Genomic DNA, 19,934 nt, shown 5'->3' on the forward strand with positions numbered 1-19,934 from the left:
GGCCTTTCTTTTCGTGCTCAGTCCGGTGCGCCGTAGCCGCCACGTGGCCAGAAGGGCAGGCGCGCCAGCGCGTTGAGCAGGTAGGCGTACATCCCCTGCCCCGGCGCGACGAGACTGATGAGCACCGAGAGAATCGCGGTCGCAATGAACAGCGGCAGCACCCCGCCGGCGGCGCTTCGCAGCGAACGGCGGCGCGGCTCCACGTCCAGATAGCGGATGGCGATGGTCAGAACAGCCAGCATGGTCATGTTGCCCGCATAGACCACCACCGCCGGCGCCAGCCCGCCATAGCGCCCCACCAGCCCCGACGAGAACGGCACGGTGGTGACGAAGAACAGGAACAACAGCGCGAGGCGCACCGTGTGCCGGTCCACGGTCTCGCTGGAGGGCCGGATCTCGATGCCGCTGCGCCAGAAGGCGCCGAGGACGAAGAAGGAGATCACATAGGTCAGCATCTGGTGCGACAGCGAGACCAGATGCGCCGTCAGGTCCGCCGCCGAGGTGAGTGGAAGATCGTCCGGCAGGCGGATATCCAGCACCAGCAGGGTCATGGCGAAGGCGAAAATGCCGTCGCTCAGGGCGTCCACGCGCGCCTTGGGGAAGAGGCTCCTGCCGCTGGGTTGCATGCTAGGTGCTCCGGGCCGCCGGCGTGACACATGCGGAAACTCGACCGGGCGGAACGGTCGTCATCGGGCGTCTCACCCGCCGCAACGCCCCAGGATGGCCCCGAAATGCGCGTGTCGGCATCATTTGCGCCAATGACATTTTGCCATTATTGAAACAATCACAACGCGTAGGCGCAATATAATCCTCTTATCATGTGAGCATGTAGCACGATACCGACAGGAGTTCTCTGGTCGATACGATTGCTGCACATTTTTGGGCAGCCAAGATGAGCCGGCGGTTGACCTGGGCGTTGGTCGTTCTTGCAACCGTTATCGGCACGGTGGTGCCGCTCGCGCCGACCCTCTACGTTTCATGGCGGCTTGCTCTTTCCGCGCAGCAAGAACAACTCGATGCCTATGCATTGCGTGTCCTTGATCATATCGACGCGGTCTACGCCAACGCCGAGTCTGCGCTGCGGACCATTGCTGCGACGCCGTTCCCGCCCTGCTCGCCACAGCAGATTAGCGCCATGTTGCAGATCACCGAAGAGGCGCTGTCTGTTGTCAACATCGGCTATGGCGCGGGAGACGTGGTCGAGTGCAATTCGTGGGGGCCTCTGACCTACAGGTTGGAGCGAGCCCAGACCCAGGTCGAGCAGCCGGATGGCATCGGCCTCAGTCTGAACTGGCGGCCGACAAATTTCGGCACCGACCGGGCGCTCCTCATCCTGCGCCTCCATGGCTACAGCGTGCTCGTGGACCAGCGGCAGTTCTTCAATGCGTGGGAGACCCCGAACCCGTACACGATCTCGGGAGTCCGCACCCGCGGCGGCCTGCCCATCTATGCGAGCTATCGTGACCAGGACCGGCCCGCGCCGCCCGAGGTAGGGGATGCGAGCGTCGAGAAGGTCTCGCGCAACTGGGCGGTGACCGTCCGTCAGCCGCGCATCACATTCCAGGACCATCTGCAGGCCAATCGGGCGGTCCTCCTGCCCCTTTCGGCCGCGATCGCGCTGCTGTCGGCCGCATCCGGGCTTCTGGTGCTGCGCCAGCAGCGCTCTCCCCGCGGCGAACTGGCGAGGGCGCTGAAGAACGGCGAACTGGTCGCGCACTATCAGCCGATCATCGAACTGGCCACGGGGCGCTGCATCGGCGCCGAGGCGCTCGTGCGCTGGCCACGTGCGGACGGCAGCCAGACGCCACCGGACATGTTCATCCCCCTCGCCGAGGAAACCGGCCTGATCGGGCGCGTGACCGACCGTATGCTCGCCGCAGTCGTTGAGGATCTCGGCGATCTGCTGCGCAATGATCCCCACGCGCATGTCAGCATCAACCTAAGCGCCGCCGACATCACCACCGGGCGCATCCTGCCGGTGCTGGAGCGTGTGCTGGATGGCTCCGGCATTCAGCCGAGGCAGATATGGCTCGAAGCGACGGAGCGCAGCTTCATCGATGTGGACGGCGCACGCACCACGCTCCTGGAGCTGCGCCGCCGCGGCCACAGGACCGCCATCGACGATTTCGGCACAGGATATTCCGGCCTCAACTACGTCCAGAACCTGCCGATTGATCTTCTGAAGATCGACCGGTCCTTCATCACCGCCATCAATACAGAGGCGCCCACGCGCGACGTGACCCCCTATATCATCGCCATGGGGCACGAACTGAAACTGCAGATCATCGCCGAGGGTGTGGAGACCGAGAACCAGGCCGAATACCTGCGGGCCCAGGGCGTGAGCTTCGCCCAGGGCTGGCTTTACTCGAAAGCCCTTCCGGCCGCCGCATTTATCGTCTTCTGGGCAGCCAGACGTCGATAGGGCCGGCCACGCTCACCCCGTGATGGAGGCCAGCGCCCGCTTCAGCATCACCTTCGCCAGTTGCGCCCGGTATTCAGCGCTGCCGTGCAGGTCGCTCATGAGGTTGGACGGATCGAGCGCGAGGCCCGACACCGCCTGAACCGAGAAATCGGAGGAGAGAATGTCCCCCGCCTCGGTCCACAGGAACACGCCGGACTGCCCGGCCCCTGTCACCGCTACCCGCACCTCGGCCGCTGTCTTCGCCACGAACACGCCAGCCATGGCATAGCGCGAAGCCGGGTTGCGGAACTTGGCGTAGCCGGCCTTCTCCACCTTGGGGAAGTCCACGCGGGTGATGATCTCCCCCTCCTTCAGCGCCGTCTCGAACAGGCCGCGGAAGAAATCGGACGCGCCGATGGAGCGGCGGTCCGTCACCACGGTGGCGTTGAGCGCGAGCACGGCGGCGGGATAGTCGGCGGTCGGGTCGTCATTGGCGAGGGAGCCGCCGATGGTGCCCCGGTTGCGCACCGCCACGTCACCGATCATGCCGGCAAGGTCAGCCAGCGCCGGAATGGCGGCCCGCACCAGTTCGGAAGCGGCGACATCCGCATGGCGGGTCATGGCGCCGATGGAGACGCCTTCCGTCGTGGCGCAGATGCCGGAGAGCTCCGGGATGCGGGAGAGGTCCACCAGCGCGGTCGGCTGGGCGAGGCGCTGCTTCAGGGTCGGCAGCAGGGTCTGCCCGCCGGCCAGCGCCTTGGCCTCCGGATCGGCGGAGAGCAGCGCGGCGGCGGCGGCGATGGCGTCGGGACGCTGATAGTCGAAGGCGTACATGGCGTCCTCCTATTCCGCAGCAAGACAGGAAGCGCGCGCCTGCGCAATGGCCCACACCCTGGAGGGCGTGGCGGGCATCGGCACGTCCTCGGTGCCGAGCGCGTTGGTGAGCGCGTTGATGACGGCGGGCGGCGCGCCGATGGCCCCGGCCTCGCCGCAGCCCTTGATGCCGAGCGGGTTTGAGGGGCAGCGGGTCTGCGTCATGCCCACGGTGAAGGAGGGAAGGTCGCCGGCGCGGGGCATGGTGTAGTCCATGTAGGAACCGGTCACGAGCTGGCCGTCCTCGTCATAGGTGACGCCTTCCATCAGCGCCTGGCCGATGCCCTGGCCGATGCCGCCGTGCACCTGTCCTTCCACGATCATGGGATTGATGATCTCGCCGAAATCGTCGATGGCGACGAAGGACTTGATCTCGACGACGCCCGTCTCCGGGTCCACCTCCAGCTCGCAGATGTGGCAGCCGGCGGGGAAGGTGAAGTTGGTGGGGTCGTAGAAGGCCCCCTCCTTCAGACCCGGCTCGATCTCGGAGGTGGGAAATTTGTGCGCCACATAGGCGTTCAGCGCCACCTCGGCAAAGGCGAGCGAACGGTCGGTGCCGGCGACGGTGAACTTGCCGTCCTTGAACTCGATGTCTCCTTCCGAGGCTTCCAGCATGTGGGCGGCGATCTTCTTCGCCTTGGCCTCCACCTTGTCGAGCGCCTTCACGATGGCCGACATGCCCACCGCGCCGGAGCGCGAGCCGTAGGTGCCCATGCCGAACTGCACCTTGTCGGTGTCGCCGTGGACCACGCTCACCTGATCGATGGGAATGCCGAGGCGGGCGGAGACGAGCTGGGCGAAGGTGGTCTCGTGTCCCTGCCCATGGCTGTGGGAGCCGGTGAGCACCTCCACATTGCCCGTGGGGTTCACGCGCACTTCCGCGCTTTCCCACAGGCCGACACCGGCGCCGAGCGAGCCCACCGCCGCCGAGGGGGCGATGCCGCAGGCCTCGATATAAGCGGACAGGCCGATGCCGCGCAGCTTGCCGTTGCGCTCGGATTCCGCGCGGCGGGCCGGGAAGCCCTTGTAGTCCGCCACCTCCAGCGCCTTATCGAGGGAGGCGACATAATCGCCCGCGTCGTAGCACATGATGACGGGCGTCTGGTGCGGGAAGGACTTGATGAAGTTGCGGCGGCGGAACTCGGCAGGGTCCTCCCCGCGCTCCCGCGCCGCCTTCTCCACGATGCGCTCCAGAAGGAATGTCGCCTCCGGCCGCCCGGCGCCGCGATAGGCGTCCACCGGGGCAGTGGTGGTGTAGACGGCATCCACCTCGCAATAGATGGCTGGGATGGCGTACTGACCCGACAGGAGGGTCGCGTAGAGATAGGTCGGGATGGAGGAGGCGAAGGTGGAGAGATAAGCGCCCATGTTGGCGCGGGTGTGCACCCGGAAGCCGATGATGTGCCCGGCCTCGTCCATCGCCAATTCGGCATGGGTGATGTGGTCGCGGCCGTGGGCGTCGGAGAGGAAGGCCTCGGAGCGATCCCCCGTCCACTTCACCGGCCGGCCCACCTTCTTCGCTGCCCAGGTGCAGACCGTCTCCTCCGCATAGATGAAGATCTTGGAGCCGAAGCCGCCGCCCACATCAGGGGCGATGACGCGCAGCTTGTTCTCCGGCGCGATGCCGACGAAGGCGGAGAGCACAAGGCGGGCGACGTGCGGGTTCTGGCTGGTGGTCCAGAGGGTGAAGGCCTCGTCGCCGGAATCATATTCGCCGATGGCCGCGCGCGGCTCGATGGCGTTGGGAGCGAGGCGGTTGTTGACGATGTCAATGCTCGTCACCTTCGCCGCGCGGGCGAACGCCGCCTCGGTGGCGGCCTTGTCGCCCAGCTCCCACTCGAAGGCGGTGTTGCGCGGGGCGCACTCGTGGATCTGCTCGCCGTCCGTGGCCGTGGCGAGGTCCGCGACGGCGGGGAGAAGCTCGTATTCCACCTCCACCGCGAGCGCGGCGTCCTTCGCCTGGTTCAGCGTCTCGGCGATGACGACGGCCACATGGTCGCCCACATAGCGCACCTTCTCCTTCGCCAGCGCGGGATGGGAGCCCATCTTCATGGGGCTGCCGTCCTTGGAATGGATCATCCAGCCGCAGATGAGGTCGCCGAGGCCGTCGGCCGCGAGGTCAGCGCCCGTGAGCACGTCCACCACACCGGGCATGGCCTTGGCCGCGGTGGCGTCGATGTGGCGGATGCGGGCGTGGGCGTAGGGCGAGCGGACGAAATAGGCACAGGCCTGCCCGGGACGGTCCATGTCGTCGGTGTAACGGCCCTTGCCGGTGATGAAGCGGTGGTCTTCCTTGCGCCGGACCGCGGCGCCGATGGGCGTGACGGAGCTGGAAACGCTGGCGTTCATCGGGATCCTCCCGGCGCCGCCCTTTGCGGGCGCGCAATGTCTGCGAAATGCGTGGCGGACGGGGTGCGGCAGCCGCCTATTCGGCGGCGCGCGGCGCCTCGGCGGAGCCCATGGCGGAGGCGCCCGCAGCCACCGACTTGACGATGTTGTGATAGCCCGTGCAGCGGCAGATATTGCCGTCGAGGTTCTCGCGGATGGTCGCCTCGTCGAGGTTCGGGCCGAAGCGGGCCACGAGATCCACCGCGCTCATGATCATGCCCGGCGTGCAGAAGCCGCACTGCAGGCCATGGTTTTCGCGGAAGGCTTCCTGCATGGGATGCAGCTTTCCGCCGGTCGCCAGCCCCTCGATGGTGGTGACGGACGCGCCGTCCGCCTGCACGGCGAGCGTGGTGCAGGACTTCACCGCCACCCCGTCGAGATGGACGACGCAGGCCCCGCACTGGCTGGTGTCGCAGCCCACGTGCGTTCCCGTCAGGTCCAGCGTCTCGCGCAGGAACTGCACCAGGAGCGTGCGCGGATCGATCTCGGCTGAGACGGACTTGCCGTTCACGGTCAGACGGACGGGGACGCGAACGATGGTCGTCGCCTCGGACATGCCTCACCTCCCTGAGCCGGCGCCTCTCCGGCGCGGGGTTCGTCCCCGCGTCCGGCATTCACGGCTGCCGACCGTTTTTCATTCCTCCAATGTGGGACCGCGCCGGTGACGCGGTCAAGACGGGGGTGCTCCGATGGGGAACCCGTCACGCTCTCGTGCGCGCGGGCTCCGGCAGGGGCAGAGCGTCGTCCTCGGCAATCAGCGAGGGCTCGCTCTCCTCTGCCTCCATCATCGCCAGCGCATCGGTCCGGGAGGCGAAGCGGTTGGCGATGACGCCGACAATGACCAGCTGGAGGAAGTGATAGAGCATGATGGGCGTGATGATGAGCGACAGGGCCGGCGCCGCGCCGAACATCACGTGCGCCATGGGTAGGCCCGTCGCCAGCGATTTCTTGGAGGCGCAGAAGGCCACCGCCACCGTGTCCGGCGCGGAAAAGCCCATCAGCCGGCAGACGCCGCGCGTCAGCGCGTAGACCACAGCGAACAGGCCGACGACGGCGACGATCACTTCGGCCAGCAGCAGCGGGCTAAGTCCGTTCCACACGCCGGAGACCACGCTGTCGCAGAACGAGTTGTAGACGATGGCGAGGATCACCACGCGGTCCGCCGCCTTCACGAAAGCCCGATGCCGCTCCACGGTCTTGAGCAGGAGCGGGCGCAGCGCCTGCCCGATGGCCAGCGGCAGGAGAACCAGCGTCACCAGCTTCAGGATGACCGCGCCGAGATCCATCCCGCCTCCCACCGCGTGGAGATACCACGCCATCAGGGCCGGGGTGGCGAACACACCGATGAGGCTGGAGATGGAGGCGTTGAAGATCGCCACCGGCACGTTGCCCCGCGCCAGCGAGGTCATCGCCACCGACGATGACACCGTGGAGGGCAACGCCGCGAGGAAGAAGAAGCCGATGGCGAGCGGCTCGGGGAACAGCCCGCCGGCCAGCGCCAGCGCGCCCGCCACCACGGCCGGGAAGACGAGGAAGGTTGTGGCCTGCACCACTAGGTGCAGGTCCCAGCGCGCGGCGCTCTCGATCAGTCGCCGTGGAGACAGCGAGACACCGTAGAGCAGGAAGATGACCGCCACGCCCCACGTCGCCGCCTTGTCAGCGTGGAGGATGCCGCCGGTGACGCCGGGTTTTGGCCAGGCGAGGGCAAGGACGACGGTGGTGGCGAGGGCGACGAGAAAGGGATCGAGCTTCAGTCGTGACAACATGAGCCGTGTGACGAGGCGTGGGGATGATGTCCCCTCCCCGCGGCCGCTTCCCGTCCCCATCGGAACCCGCTGCGCCTGAGGCGCGGAAAGGCTCCGCTTCTTCCGCCACCGGGCATCTGAGATGCCAGGCTACGGCTGCGCCGATCTTGGTGTCGACAATATACCAGAAAGGTATCTGCCTGCGCCCGCCCCTGCAAGAGCGAAATAAAGGCAGGCGAAGCTTGGCAGAAAGCTCCCGTTGACGGGCTTCGCGACGCAATTGTGTCGGCCGAGGGGCCGGGTTATGACTCTCAAATACGGCAGCGCACAATCATCGGGCACGATGAGATAAGAGGCGCCCGAACAGAGGGGTTCAAGCGGCGGATGGATGTCTTCCTCCAGCAGCTCATCAACGGATTGACCCTCGGGTCGATCTACGGACTGATCGCCATCGGCTACACGATGGTCTTCGGCATCATCGGAATGGTGAACTTCGCCCACGGCGACGTGTTCATGGTCAGCGCCTTCATCGCGCTCATCTGTGTTCTGGTGCTGACCACCCTCGTCGGGCTGAGTTCCATTTTCGTCATTCTCGCCATCACCCTCGTGGTGGCGATGCTGTTCACCGGCCTCGTGAGCTGGACCATCGAGCGGGTGGCCTACCGGCCGCTGCGCGGCTCGTTCCGGCTGGCGCCGATGATCTCGGCCATCGGCATGTCCATCCTGCTCTCCAACTTCGTGCAGGTGGCGCAGGGCCCGCGCAACAAGCCGCTGCCGCCTATGGTGACGGACGTGATCGTCGTCATGGAGAACGACGGCTATCAGGTCACGCTCGCCTACAAGCAGATCATCATCATGGTGGTGACGGCGGTGCTGCTGGCGGGCTTCTGGTATCTCGTCCAGAAGACCTCCCTCGGCCGCGCCCAGCGCGCCTGCGAGCAGGACCGCAAGATGGCGGCGCTCCTCGGCGTGAACGTGGACCAGACCATCGCCCTCACCTTCGTCATCGGCGCCGCCCTCGCTGCCGTCGCGGGCGTGATGTACCTCATGTACTACGGCGTCGTGAACTTCGCGGACGGCTTCGTTCCGGGCGTGAAGGCCTTCACCGCTGCGGTTCTGGGCGGCATCGGCTCGTTGCCGGGCGCGGTGTTGGGCGGCATCCTCATCGGCCTCATCGAGACCTTCTGGTCCGCCTATTTCTCCATTGAATACAAGGATGTGGCGGCGTTCTCCATCCTTGTGGTCACGCTCATCTTCCTGCCGCAGGGCCTGCTCGGCCGGCCGGAAGTGGAGAAGGTGTGATGGCGTCCGATCCGGCCGCCGAAACCACCGCGCCGCCTGCGGACGCGCGCCCCTCCGCTGTGGCCGGCGCCCTCAAGGACGCCATCGTCAGCGGCCTGCTGACGGCGCTCCTGCTGACGCCTCTGGTGGGCTTCCGCGCCAGCGAATCGGGCACCGGCTCGCTGGTTCTCACCTACCGGTTCGGCCTCGTCGCCATCTTCGCCGGCATCGTGATGGTGGGCCGTTTCCTGCTCATGGTCACGGTATGGAACCCGAACCGCCCGCCCCGCCGCGTCTCCACCACGCCCGGCGCCATGGCCCGGATCGGCGCTCTGGCGGCGCCGGCGGTGAAGCCGGTGTTCTTCAGCTTCGCCATCCTCTACCCGTTCCTGTCCATCCTCATAGCCGGCGGGCTGAGCCCAAGCCGCTACTGGGTGGACCTCGGCATCTATGTGCTCACCTACGTGATGCTCGGCTGGGGCCTCAACATCGTGGTGGGCCTCGCAGGCCTGCTCGACCTTGGCTACGTCGCCTTCTACGCGGTGGGCGCCTACACCTTCGCCTTGCTCTCCACCAGCGTGCCCATCAACGACTTCTTCGCCGGCACGTTGGGCGATGGATTCTGGACCGCCTGGGCGTTCTGGATCTGCCTGCCGCTCTCCGGCATCCTCGCCGCCATGTGGGGCGTCATCCTCGGCTTCCCGGTGCTGCGGCTGCGGGGCGACTATCTCGCCATCGTCACCTTGGCCTTCGGCGAGATCATCCGCCTCGTGCTCATCAACTGGGTGTCGCTGACCAACGGCGGCGCGGGCATCTCCTCCATCCCGCCCATCACCTTCTTCGGCGTGCCGTTCGATTCCTCCGACACCGGGTTCGCGAGCATTTTCGGGCTGGAGTTCAACTCCATGCACCGGATGATCTTCCTCTATTTCGTCATCCTGGGCCTCGCCGCGCTCACCGCCGTTGTCACCATCCGCCTCCGGAAGATGCCGGTGGGCCGGGCGTGGGAAGCGCTGCGCGAGGACGAGATCGCCTGCCGCTCGCTCGGCATCAACACCACGCTGACCAAGCTTACCGCCTTCGCCACCGGCGCCATGTTCGGCGGCTTCGCCGGTGCCTTCTTCGCGGTGCGCATCCGCTTCGTATCGCCCGAGAGCTTCACCTTCATGGAATCGGCCGTGATCCTCGCCATCGTGGTGCTGGGCGGCATGGGATCGCAGATGGGGGTCGCCGGCGCGGCGATCCTGCTCATCGGTGGCATGGAGCTTCTGCGCAACCTCTCCTTCCTCAAGGCCGACTTCCTGTTCGGCCCGGACTTCGACCCCTCCCTCTACCGCATGCTCATCTTCGGCTTCGCCATGGTGGCGGTGATGGTGTGGCGTCCGCGCGGCCTCGTCTCCAGCCGCATGCCCACCGTTTTCCTGAAGCAGCGCAAGGCGGTGTCGGGGTCGCTGGTGAAGGAAGGGCACGGCTGATGGTCGGCGAACCCCTCTCCCCGGCCATGTCCTCTGGCCGCGCCTGGGAAACCAACCAGATCCTGAGGGTCGATCACCTCTCCATGCGCTTCGGCGGCCTCGTCGCGGTCAACGACGTCTCCTTCGTCGCCGGGCGCGGCGAGGTGACGGCGGTGATCGGCCCCAATGGCGCGGGCAAGACCACGGTCTTCAATTGCATCACCGGCTTCTACAAGCCCACCACCGGCCGCCTCGCCTTGTTCCATGGCGGCCCGGCAAGCGCGGCGGAAGTGGACGGCGTCACCGCCTCGGGCCTTCCCTGGGGCAAGTCGCAGGCCGGCGCGCTTTATCTGCTGGAGCGCCTGCCGGACCACAAGGTCGCCTCCTGGGCACGGGTCGCGCGCACCTTCCAGAACATCCGCCTGTTCTCGGGCATGACCATCCTGGAAAACCTGCTGGTGGCGCAGCACATGTCGCTGACCACCTCTGGCCTCATGAATCCCGTCGCCATCCTGAACCTGCCGTCGTGGCAGCGGAAGCAGAAGGGCGCCGTGGACCGCGCGCTCTACTGGCTCAACAAGATCGGCCTCGTCGACCGCGCCGACGACCCGGCCGGCGACCTGCCCTATGGCGACCAGCGGCGCCTCGAGATCGCCCGCGCCATGTGCACGGACCCGGTGCTGCTCTGCCTCGACGAGCCCGCCGCCGGCCTCAACCCGCGCGAATCCGCGGCGCTGAACGAGCTGCTGCTGTCCATCCGGCGCGAGCATCAGGCGTCCATCCTGCTCATCGAGCATGACATGTCGGTGGTGATGGAAATTTCGGACCACGTGGTCGTACTGGAATACGGCTCCAAGATCGCCGACGGCACCCCCGATGAGGTGCGCAACGACCCGCGCGTTATCGCCTCCTATCTCGGCGTCGAGGACGAGGAAGAGGCCGTCGCCGTGGTGGAGGCCGGGGCATGAGCGCGCAGACAGCCACGGAAACCGCCGCCGCCCCCGCTCCCGCCGCGCGCAAGGCGCCGCTGCTGAGCGTATCCGGCGTCACCGCCTATTACGGCAACATCATCGCGCTGAAGGGCGTGGACATCGAGGTCAATGAGGGGGAGATCGTCACCCTCATCGGCGCCAACGGGGCCGGCAAATCCACCCTGATGATGACCATCTGCGGCAGCCCCCGCGCCCGCGACGGCCGTATCGTCTATGCCGGGCGGGACATCACCAGCCTGCCAACCCACGAGATCATGCGGCTCAAGATCGCCCAGTCTCCGGAAGGCCGGCGCATCTTTCCGCGCATGACCGTCTACGAGAATTTGCAGATGGGCGCCGCCATCGACGGCAACGCCCATTTCGCCGAGGATCTGGAGCGCATGTTCACGCTGTTCCCGCGCCTCAAGGAGCGCATCGAGCAGCGCGGCGGCACGCTCTCCGGCGGCGAGCAGCAGATGCTGGCCATCGCCCGCGCCCTCATGAGCCGGCCGCGCCTGCTGCTGTTGGACGAGCCTTCCCTCGGCCTCGCGCCCCTGGTGGTGCGGCAGATCTTCGATGCCATCCGCATGCTCAACCGCACCGAGGGGCTGACCGTGTTCCTGGTGGAGCAGAACGCCTTCCATGCGCTGAAGCTCGCCCACCGCGGCTATGTGATGGTGAACGGCCTCGTCACCATGTCCGGCACCGGCGCGGAGCTGCTCGCCCGGCCGGAGGTGCGCGCCGCCTATCTGGAAGGGGGGCGCTGACGTGACCGCACACGACGCCGCGCGCGATCCCGGCCGCATCACCTCCCCCATGCTCATCGGTCCGCTGGTGGCCTTGGTGGTGCTGCTGGCGGCGCTGTTCATCTGGCCCCATGAGTTGATCGGCGCCTCGCTGGGCGATTTCCTGCTGGTGACGCTGTTCCTCGGCGGCGGGGCGGCGTGGCTCACCGGCAAGGCGGTGGCGCGCTCCTGGGAATCCTACGTCCATCTCGTCGCCTATTGCGCCTTGCTCGCTTGCGCGGTGCGCTTCTGCCACTTCGCGCTGTTCCAGGCGATGCTGTTCGATCTGGAGCCGCTGGTGGTGGAATTCGTGCTGCTCGCCTCCATCGCGACGCTCGGCTTCCGTGCCATGCGGCAGCGGCAGATGACGGTGCAATACGGCTGGATGTACGAGCGCGAGGGCCATGTGGCATGGCGTCCGCGCCGGCCTGACGGAGACTGAACGGCGGGCGCGGTTGCCCTCATGAGAGGGATCGACTCGACCCGTGATTGCGGCACAATGCGCCGCCAACGGATTCACCCCGGCCGGTCGTGACGCCGGCAGGGTGCAGAAGGGGAGACAAGGCATGAAGAAGCTTTTGATGGCGTCGCTGGCGCTCGGCGCCGGCCTCGCCCTGGCGGCGCCGGCCCAGGCGCAGGTGAAGATCGCCGTCGCCGGCCCCATCACCGGCGATCTCGCCGCCGTGGGCGCCCAGCTGAAGAACGGCACCGAGCAGGCCATCGTCGACATCAACGCCTCCGGCGGCATCCTCGGCCAGAAGATCGAGTTCCTGGTGGGTGACGACGGCGGCAAGCCGGAGCAGGGGAAGTCGGCGGCCAACAAGCTGATCACCGACGGCGCCAAGTTCGTCATCGGACACTACAATTCCGGCGTCTCGATCCCGACCTCACAGGACTATGAAGAGGCCGGCGTGCTGCAGATCAGCCCCGCCTCCACCAACCCGACCTTCACCGAGCGCAAGATGTGGAACACCTTCCGCACCTGCGGTCGCGACGACCAGCAGGGCGCGGTGGCCGGCGCCTACATCCTGAAGAACTTCAAGGGCAAGAAGATCGCCGTCGTCCACGACAAGACGCCCTACGGCAAGGGCCTCGCCGACGAGACCCAGAAGGCCCTCAACAAGGGCGGCATGAAGGAAGTTCTCTACGAGGGCATCAACCCGAAGGAGAAGGACTATTCGGCGCTCGTCTCCAAGATCAAGGCGACCGGTGCCGACCTCGTCTATTTCGGCGGCCTCTATCCGGAAGCCGGCCTCATCGTGCGCCAGATGCGCGACCAGGGCATGAAGACCGTCCTCATGGGCGGCGACGGCATGATCGACAAGGAGTTCTGGTCCATCGCCGGCGACGGCGCCACCGGCACCCTGACCACCTTCGGTCCGGACCCGCGCAAGAACCCGGCGGCCAAGGCCATCGTGGACAAGTTCAAGGCCAAGGGCATCGATCCCGAGGGCTACGTGCTCTACTCCTACGCCGGCGTGCAGGTCATCAAGCAGGCGGCCGAGGCGGCCAAGTCCCTCGACCCCAAGAAGGTGGCCGAGAAGATCCACTCGGGCATGAAGTTCGACACCGTGCTCGGCCCGCTCACCTTCGACAAGAAGGGCGACATCACCAAGCTCGACTACGTGGTCTACGTCTGGAAGGACGGCACCTACAGCGAGCTGTGATGCCCTGTACTTCAATCGACGCGTGAATAATCCGAAGCCTGCGCCCCCCGGCGCAGGCTTCTTCGTTTGAGCCAAACTTCGGCATCGCGCCGTGCCGTGGCGCGCTTGTCTTCGGACCCCGCTTTGGCAATCATGCTGCCACAAGGGCAAGGCGCGTCCCATGCGCCCGAAGCCCGGCGTGCGAAGGCCGGATCAACGGCCCCGCGCCAGACTTTCACACTCATTTCGAGGGGATCGGGATGAACAGGCTTTCCTTCGCCGCGCTTGCCGTCTGCGCCGGCCTCGCCCTCGCGCCCGCCGCGCGGGCGGATGTGAAGATCGCGGCCGCCGGGCCGCTCACCGGCTCCATCGCCGCCTTCGGCGCGCAGATGAAAACCGGCGTCGAGCAGGCGGTGAACGACATCAACGCCGCCGGCGGCATCAACGGGCAGAAGATCGAGCTTCTGGTGGCCGACGACGGCGGCAAACCCGAGCAGGGTGTGGCGGCGGCCAACAAGCTCATCACCGACGGCGCGACCTTCGTCATCGGCCACGTCAATTCCGGCATCTCCATCGCCGCGTCATCGGATTATGCCGATGCTGGCGTGCTGCAGATCAGCCCCGCCTCCACCAATCCCGCCTACACCGAGCGCAAGCTGTGGAACACGTTCCGCACTGCCGGCCGCGACGACCAGCAGGGGCCGGTGGCGGGCGCCTTCCTCGCCGAGAAGTTCAAGACCGGCAAGATCGCCATCGTCCACGACAAGTCGCCCTACGGAAAAGGCCTCGCCGACGAGACGCAGAAGGCCCTCAACAAGGCCGGCGTGAAGGAAGTGATGTATGAGGGCATCAACCCCGGCGAGAAGGACTATTCGGCCCTCGTCTCCAAGATGAAGGCGGCCGGCGTCGACGTGATCTACTACGGCGGCCTGCACCCCGAGGCCGGTCTGATCGTCCGCCAGATGCGCGACCAGGGCCTGAAGACCGTGCTGATGGGCGGCGACGCGCTGGCCGACAAGGAATTCTGGTCCATCGCCGGCACCGGCGGCACCGGCACGCTGATGACCTTCGGTCCCGATCCGCGCAAGAACCCGGCGGCCAAGGGCATCGTGGCAGCCATGACCGCGAAGGGCATCGATGCCGAGGGCTACGTGCTCTATTCCTATGCTGCCATGCAGGTCATCAAGCAGGCGGCCGAGGCGGCGAAATCCCTCGATCCGCAGAAGGTGGCCGCGCAGATCCACACCGGCATGACCTTCCAGACGGTGCTCGGCCCGCTCTCCTTCGACAAGAAGGGCGATATCACCAAGCCCGACTTCGTGGTCTATGAGTGGAAGGACGGCGGCTACAGCGAGCTGTAGGCCGCCTGCTCCCTTCTCCCCTCGCGGGAGAGGGGAGCACGTCGTGCGGGACTTAGACGGAGGACCCCCCATGCCCCAGACCATCACCCGCGGCTACAAGGCCCTCCTCGCCGAGGCGAATGCGAAGGTGGAGACGGTGACGCCGCAGGAGGCGCTGCGCCGCGCCGGCGAGGGTGCGCTGCTGGTGGACCTGCGCGACCCGCGCGAGCTGGAGCGCGAGGGCCGCTTGCCGGGCGCCTTCCATTGCCCGCGCGGCATGCTGGAATTCTGGATCGACCCGGAAAGCCCCTATTTCAAGCCGGTGTTCGGCGAGGACCGGGCGTTCGTCTTCTTCTGCGCCGGCGGCTGGCGCTCCGCGCTCTCGGCTGCAACGGCGCAGGACATGGGGCTGAAGCCGGTGTCCCATGTGGAAGGTGGCTTCAAGGCGTTGCGCGAGGCCGGTGCGCCGTTGGAGGCGCCGTCCGCCTACCCGACCGTCCTGTAGACCTCGTCCGCCCGCTTCTCGAAGGCATCGGCGAAGCGGCGGAAGGCGGCATCGAACATGGCGCCCATGAGCATGCCCAGCGTGCGCGAGCGGAATTCGTAGGAGATGAAGAACTTCACGTCGCACGCGCCGTCGCCCTGGGGCACGAACTCCCAGCGGTTGTCGAGGCGGCTGAAGGGGCCGTCGAGATATTCCACGTGGATGACGAGGCGGGGCCGGTCCAGCGTCACGCGCGAGGTGAATGTCTCGCGGATGAGCTTGTAGGCGACCGTCATGTCCGCCACGAGGATTTCCACGCCCTCGTCCGACTTGGTGCGCCGCTTCACGCGCAGCGCCTGGCAGAGCGGCACGAACTCGGGATAGTGCTCCACGTCCGCCACCAGGTCGAACATGTCTGCGGCGGAATGCCTGACGCGCCGGCTGTTGGAGAAAGAGGGCACGTCAGGCCCGTCCGAGCCGCGCCGCGCGGTTGGCGCGCAGCTTCTCGAAATCGTCGCCCGCGTGGTGGGACGAGCGGGTGAGCGGGCTCGCCGAGACCATCAGGAAGCCCTTGGCGTAGGCCACCGTCTCATAGGCCTTGAACTCGTCCGGCGTCACGAAGCGCTCCACCTTGTGGTGCTTGCGGGTGGGCTGGAGATACTGGCCGATGGTGATGAAATCCACATCCGCCGAGCGCAGGTCGTCCATGAGCTGGAGCACTTCCGGCCGCTCCTCGCCGAGGCCGACCATGATGCCGGACTTGGTGAAGATGGACGGGTCCAGCTCCTTCACCTTCTGCAGCAGGCGCAGGGAATGGAAATAGCGCGCGCCCGGACGAACGGAGAGGTAGCGCGAGGGCACCGTCTCCAGATTGTGGTTGAACACGTCCGGCCGCGCCGCGACCACCACCTCCAGCGCCCCGTCCTTGCGCAGGAAGTCGGGGGTGAGGATCTCGATGGTCGTCTTCGGGCTCGCCTTGCGGATGGCGGCGATGGTGCGGGCGAAATGCTCGGCACCGCCGTCGGCGAGGTCGTCGCGGTCCACCGAGGTGATGACGGCGTGGGAGAGGCCGAGCTTGGCGATGGAATCCGCCACCTTCTGCGGCTCGTCGCGGTCGAGGGCATCGGGCAGGCCGGTGCGCACGTTGCAGAAGGCGCAGGCGCGGGTGCAGGTGTCGCCCATGATCATGAAGGTGGCGTGCTTCTTTTCCCAGCACTCACCGATGTTGGGGCAGCCCGCCTCCTCGCACACGGTGACGAGGCCATGCTCCTTCACGATGCCGGCGGTCTTCGACCAGCCGGCCGAGCCCGGCGCCTTCACCCGGATCCACTCCGGCTTGCGCAGCACCTCGGTTTCCGGCCGATGCGCCTTCTCCGGATGGCGGGGCCGTTCCCGCGTGTCGATCACCGTGACCATGTGCGAACTTCCATACCCGGCAGGTCGCCATGACGGCGCCTGCGATCCTGCAACATAATATCCTGCGCGGCGCCCCGGAAGGGAGGCCGCCGCAGGGCCGGCATACCCCGGCGTGGGCCGTTCGTCAGCGCGACCTGATCGCCCGCCACACCCACAGCAGGATGATGGCGCCGCCGATGGCGGCAATCAGCGTGCGGAAGAAGCCGTGCACCGGCACGTTCAGCACGCCGGCCAGCTTGTCGCCGATGAAGGCGCCGGCCACGCCGACGAGGAGGTTCGTCAGCAGGCCGTGATTGCTGGCCGTCACCCGCTCCGCCACCCAGCCGGCGATGATGCCGATGATGATGAGCGAGAAGAAGCCGACACCCGGCTGGCTCAGGAACGCGTAGGTCTGCTGGTCCATGATGGCCCCCTTGGACACGCCCACAGAAGCGCGGGCGCGTCTGGATCATGCCGCCAACGGCTCCGCGTGGCGAGCGGTACCGCTCCGGTTCCCCGGACCAGCGACGGCGCAGCCGGAGCGCCGAGCCGGGGTCCAGCGCAAGACTCCCGCGCAGCGGACACAAGCGTGGGCGGCAGGAAAGAGCCGCCTTCGGCGAAGTCCTTGCGCTGGATCCCGGCTCTCGCTCCTCGGCACTCACGTGCCGTTGCGCTCGGCCGGGATACGCTCCCTCACACGTGGATCGCGCGCCCGTAGGCCGCCATGACGCTCTCGTGCATCATCTCGGACAGGGTCGGGTGCGGGAACACGGCGTGGATGAGGTCTTCCTCGGTGGTCTCGAGGTTCATGGCGATGACGAAGCCCTGGATCAGCTCGGTCACTTCCGCGCCCACCATGTGGGCGCCGAGCAGTTCGCCGGTCTTGGCATCGAAGATGGTCTTCACGAGGCCGTCCGGCTCGCCGAGGGCGATGGCCTTGCCGTTGCCGATGAAGGGGAAGCGGCCGACCTTGATCTCGCGGCCGGCCTCCTTGGCCTTCTTCTCGGTGAGACCCACGGAGGCGATCTGCGGCGTGCAATAGGTGCAGCCGGGGATCTTCAGCTTGTCCATGGGGTGCGTATGGAGACCCTTGATGGTCTCGACGCAGATCACGCCCTCATGCTCGGCCTTGTGCGCCAGCATGGGCGGGCCGGCGATGTCGCCGATGGCATAGACGCCGGGCACGCTGGTGCGGCCATAGCCGTCGGCGACGATGATGCCGCGCTCGATCTTCACGCCGATGGCCTCCAGTCCGAGGCCCTCCACATTGCCCACCACGCCTACGGCCGAGATCATCCGGTCCACGGTGATGTCGTGCTTGGCGCCCTTGGAATCCTCCACATGGGCGGTGAGGCTGTCCGCGTGCTTGGTCACGCCCGTGACCTTGGCGCCGGACATGATCTTCATGCCCAGCTTCTCGAAGCGCTTGCGGGCGATGGCAGCGATTTCCTCGTCCTCGACGGGCAGGATCTGCGGCAGCACCTCCACCACGGTCACGTCCACGCCCATGGTGCGGTAGAAGGAGGCGAACTCGATGCCGATGGCGCCGGAGCCCATGACCAGCAGGCTCTTGGGCATCTTCTCGGGCACCATGGCCTCGAAATAGGTCCAGATCAGCTTCTTGTCGGGCTCAAGGCCCGGCAGGGCGCGCGGGCGGGCGCCGGTGGCGACGATGATGTGCTTGGCGGTGTAGTCGCCGCCGCCCTTGGCGTTCTTGGGCGGGTTCGGGCTGGCCTCGACCTTGAGCTTGCCGGGGGCGGTGAAGGTGGCCTTGCCCCAGATCACGTCCACCTTGTTCTTGTTGAGCAGGAAGCCGACGCCCGTGGCGAGCTGGGAGGAGACGCCGCGCGAGCGCTTCACCACGGCCGCCGCATCGAAGCCGATCTTCTCGGCGGAGAGGCCGTAGTCCTTGGCGTGCTCCATGTAGTGGTAGATCTCGGCGGACCGCAGCAGCGCCTTGGTGGGGATGCAGCCCCAGTTCAGGCAGATGCCGCCGAGGTGGCTCTTCTCCACCACCGCGGTCTTGAAGCCGAGCTGCGCCGCGCGGATGGCGGCCACATAGCCGCCCGGCCCGCCGCCGATGACGATGATGTCGTAGGTATCAGCCATGGAAGGTCTCCTCGCCGCGCGCTGTTGCGGCGGGCTCTGGTCGTGATGGGGATCGGGGCGTCCCGAGGCGGCCGCCGGCGTGGGCTTCGGCGAGGCGCAAAAGCGCCTCCTCGAACAGGGAAAGGTCGCGGAAGGGGTCCTCGGCCGGGGCGTCGGCCTGGATCACCGGCAGGCAGCAGGCATGGAGCGCCTCGGCCAGCATGAGATTGTCGAAATGGCCGAAGTCCTCCACATGGAGGCCATCCGCCATCAGGCTGTCCGGCCCCTCCAGCGCGGCGCCGATGGTGGCGCGGGCGCGGTGCTTCAGCTCGCCGGGATGATTGGAATAGGCCGCCACCGGCTTGCCGAGGGCGAAGGCGAAACCCACCTCGAATGCGGTGCCGGGATCGGCACTGATGCCGCGAAAGGGCGTGAGGTTGGCGAGCACCGCGTCGGCGGTCCGCATCATGTTCACATTGGCGCAGAAGATCGCGGTGGCGGAAATTCCGCCCGCCGCATCAAGGGCGATCTCGCCATCGAGGGGAAACAGGCCCGTGAACCCGTGGCGGGCGCACAGCTCCACCTTGCGCCGGCCGATCTCGCGCGCATCGTCGAGGAACACCTCCGGGCCGGCGAGATAGAGCTTCATCGGGTGGGCTTGTCCTTCCGTTCCCCGTTCGATCCCTCCCCCGCAAGCGGGAGAGGGGTCAGGCTGCACCGGGGCGGGAACCCTGCCCCCTCAGCCCCTCACTTGGTCAGGATGGCGAAAAGCTCATCCTTGAGGCGCATGCGCTCGCGGCGCATGGCTTCCATCTCCTCGTCGCCCGTGGGCTCCACGTCGGTCTCGGCCCGGTGCACCTGACGGTTCACCTCGTGATAGGCCTCGTGGAGCTTGGCGAAATGAGCATCGGAGAGCTTCAGCGCCTGGATCTTCTCGGCATATTCCGGGAAGTCGGCGGCGAGCTCGTGGGGCGTGTGGCTCATTGTTGTTCCTTTCTGGGGTCGAACGGCGCCGGGCGCCGCTGCCCCGCAGCTACACTGCTCCGCTGCGGCAGGATTTGATCTGCCGCAGCCCGGTCCGGC

The 19,934-nt window shown here is 67.0% G+C and carries 20 protein-coding genes; 9 read left to right on the top strand and 11 right to left on the bottom strand.

The genetic code is table 11. The features are described 5' to 3' along the window. Positions 1–17: 17 nt before the first annotated feature. Positions 18–626: a TMEM175 family protein gene (locus V5F74_RS00100; RefSeq protein WP_394005549.1), complete on the bottom strand. Its 609-nt coding sequence runs from the start codon at positions 624–626 to the stop codon at positions 18–20. 266 nt (positions 627–892) lie between these two features. Between V5F74_RS00100 and V5F74_RS00105 the strand changes: the two genes are divergently transcribed. After that, positions 893–2,422: an EAL domain-containing protein gene (locus tag V5F74_RS00105; RefSeq protein WP_394005551.1), complete on the top strand. Its 1,530-nt coding sequence runs from the start codon at positions 893–895 to the stop codon at positions 2,420–2,422. A gap of 12 nt (positions 2,423–2,434) precedes the next feature. On the opposite strand, the gene V5F74_RS00110 is transcribed toward V5F74_RS00105, so the two are convergent. The 4 genes from V5F74_RS00110 to V5F74_RS00125 all read right to left on the bottom strand — a co-directional run bounded on the left by V5F74_RS00110 (position 2,435) and on the right by V5F74_RS00125 (position 7,428). Continuing rightward, positions 2,435–3,235, bottom strand: coding sequence for an FAD binding domain-containing protein (locus V5F74_RS00110; RefSeq protein WP_394005553.1), 801 nt, complete (start codon positions 3,233–3,235; stop codon positions 2,435–2,437). A 9-nt stretch (positions 3,236–3,244) separates the two neighbouring features. Then, positions 3,245–5,623, bottom strand: coding sequence for a xanthine dehydrogenase family protein molybdopterin-binding subunit (locus V5F74_RS00115; RefSeq protein WP_394005555.1), 2,379 nt, complete (start codon positions 5,621–5,623; stop codon positions 3,245–3,247). Between the two features lie 76 nt (positions 5,624–5,699). Continuing rightward, the gene (locus V5F74_RS00120; RefSeq protein ID WP_394005557.1) at positions 5,700–6,218 is read right to left on the bottom strand and encodes a (2Fe-2S)-binding protein; all 519 of its coding nucleotides are present in this window, start codon (positions 6,216–6,218) and stop codon (positions 5,700–5,702) included. 145 nt (positions 6,219–6,363) lie between these two features. Then, positions 6,364–7,428, bottom strand: a complete 1,065-nt coding sequence (locus tag V5F74_RS00125; RefSeq protein WP_394005559.1) for a bile acid:sodium symporter family protein — start codon at positions 7,426–7,428, stop codon at positions 6,364–6,366. Positions 7,429–7,791: 363 nt separating this feature from the next. Here V5F74_RS00125 and V5F74_RS00130 point away from each other — a divergent pair, with 363 nt between their 5' ends. The 8 genes from V5F74_RS00130 (at position 7,792) to V5F74_RS00165 (ending at position 15,389) form a co-directional block, all read left to right on the top strand. Continuing rightward, on the top strand, positions 7,792–8,709 hold the full coding sequence (locus V5F74_RS00130) for a branched-chain amino acid ABC transporter permease (RefSeq protein WP_029558474.1): 918 nt from the start codon (positions 7,792–7,794) through the stop codon (positions 8,707–8,709). Beyond that, positions 8,709–10,163 carry a high-affinity branched-chain amino acid ABC transporter permease LivM gene (livM, locus tag V5F74_RS00135; RefSeq protein ID WP_394005562.1) on the top strand — a complete coding sequence of 485 codons (1,455 nt, stop codon included), beginning with the start codon at positions 8,709–8,711 and terminating at the stop codon, positions 10,161–10,163. Before V5F74_RS00130 ends, livM begins: the two co-directional genes overlap by 1 nt. Beyond that, positions 10,163–11,110, top strand: a complete 948-nt coding sequence (locus tag V5F74_RS00140) for an ABC transporter ATP-binding protein (protein ID WP_394005564.1) — start codon at positions 10,163–10,165, stop codon at positions 11,108–11,110. The genes livM and V5F74_RS00140 overlap by 1 nt, the downstream gene beginning before the upstream one ends. Beyond that, positions 11,107–11,880, top strand: coding sequence for an ABC transporter ATP-binding protein (locus tag V5F74_RS00145; protein ID WP_394005566.1), 774 nt, complete (start codon positions 11,107–11,109; stop codon positions 11,878–11,880). Before V5F74_RS00140 ends, V5F74_RS00145 begins: the two co-directional genes overlap by 4 nt. A gap of 1 nt (position 11,881) precedes the next feature. After that, positions 11,882–12,340: a DUF6867 family protein gene (locus V5F74_RS00150; RefSeq protein WP_394005568.1), complete on the top strand. Its 459-nt coding sequence runs from the start codon at positions 11,882–11,884 to the stop codon at positions 12,338–12,340. 124 nt (positions 12,341–12,464) lie between these two features. After that, complete coding sequence (locus V5F74_RS00155) at positions 12,465–13,565, top strand: branched-chain amino acid ABC transporter substrate-binding protein (RefSeq protein WP_029558468.1); 1,101 nt, start codon at positions 12,465–12,467, stop codon at positions 13,563–13,565. A 239-nt stretch (positions 13,566–13,804) separates the two neighbouring features. Further along, positions 13,805–14,905, top strand: coding sequence for a branched-chain amino acid ABC transporter substrate-binding protein (locus tag V5F74_RS00160; protein WP_394005571.1), 1,101 nt, complete (start codon positions 13,805–13,807; stop codon positions 14,903–14,905). 70 nt (positions 14,906–14,975) lie between these two features. Continuing rightward, positions 14,976–15,389 (top strand): rhodanese-like domain-containing protein, encoded by a 414-nt coding sequence (locus tag V5F74_RS00165; protein WP_394005573.1) that lies wholly within the window; start codon positions 14,976–14,978, stop codon positions 15,387–15,389. Here V5F74_RS00165 and V5F74_RS00170 read toward each other — a convergent pair. The 6 genes from V5F74_RS00170 to V5F74_RS00195 form a co-directional block, all read right to left on the bottom strand. After that, positions 15,371–15,829, bottom strand: coding sequence for a type II toxin-antitoxin system RatA family toxin (locus V5F74_RS00170; protein WP_024279092.1), 459 nt, complete (start codon positions 15,827–15,829; stop codon positions 15,371–15,373). The two genes, V5F74_RS00165 and V5F74_RS00170, sit on opposite strands and share 19 nt — an antisense overlap. A 1-nt stretch (position 15,830) precedes the next feature. Beyond that, positions 15,831–16,784: a lipoyl synthase gene (gene lipA, locus V5F74_RS00175; protein ID WP_024279093.1), complete on the bottom strand. Its 954-nt coding sequence runs from the start codon at positions 16,782–16,784 to the stop codon at positions 15,831–15,833. A 124-nt stretch (positions 16,785–16,908) separates the two neighbouring features. Beyond that, positions 16,909–17,187, bottom strand: a complete 279-nt coding sequence (locus V5F74_RS00180; protein WP_029558464.1) for a GlsB/YeaQ/YmgE family stress response membrane protein — start codon at positions 17,185–17,187, stop codon at positions 16,909–16,911. A gap of 269 nt (positions 17,188–17,456) precedes the next feature. Beyond that, positions 17,457–18,872 (bottom strand): dihydrolipoyl dehydrogenase, encoded by a 1,416-nt coding sequence (gene lpdA, locus V5F74_RS00185; RefSeq protein WP_024279095.1) that lies wholly within the window; start codon positions 18,870–18,872, stop codon positions 17,457–17,459. Further along, positions 18,865–19,500: a nucleoside 2-deoxyribosyltransferase gene (locus V5F74_RS00190; RefSeq protein ID WP_081837711.1), complete on the bottom strand. Its 636-nt coding sequence runs from the start codon at positions 19,498–19,500 to the stop codon at positions 18,865–18,867. The genes lpdA and V5F74_RS00190 overlap by 8 nt, the downstream gene beginning before the upstream one ends. Before the next feature lie 98 nt (positions 19,501–19,598). After that, on the bottom strand, positions 19,599–19,835 hold the full coding sequence (locus V5F74_RS00195) for a YdcH family protein (RefSeq protein WP_024279097.1): 237 nt from the start codon (positions 19,833–19,835) through the stop codon (positions 19,599–19,601). Between the last annotated feature and the right edge of the window lie 99 nt (positions 19,836–19,934).

Source organism: Xanthobacter aminoxidans (genome assembly GCF_043193615.1).
GTDB lineage: Bacteria > Pseudomonadota > Alphaproteobacteria > Rhizobiales > Xanthobacteraceae > Xanthobacter > Xanthobacter aminoxidans.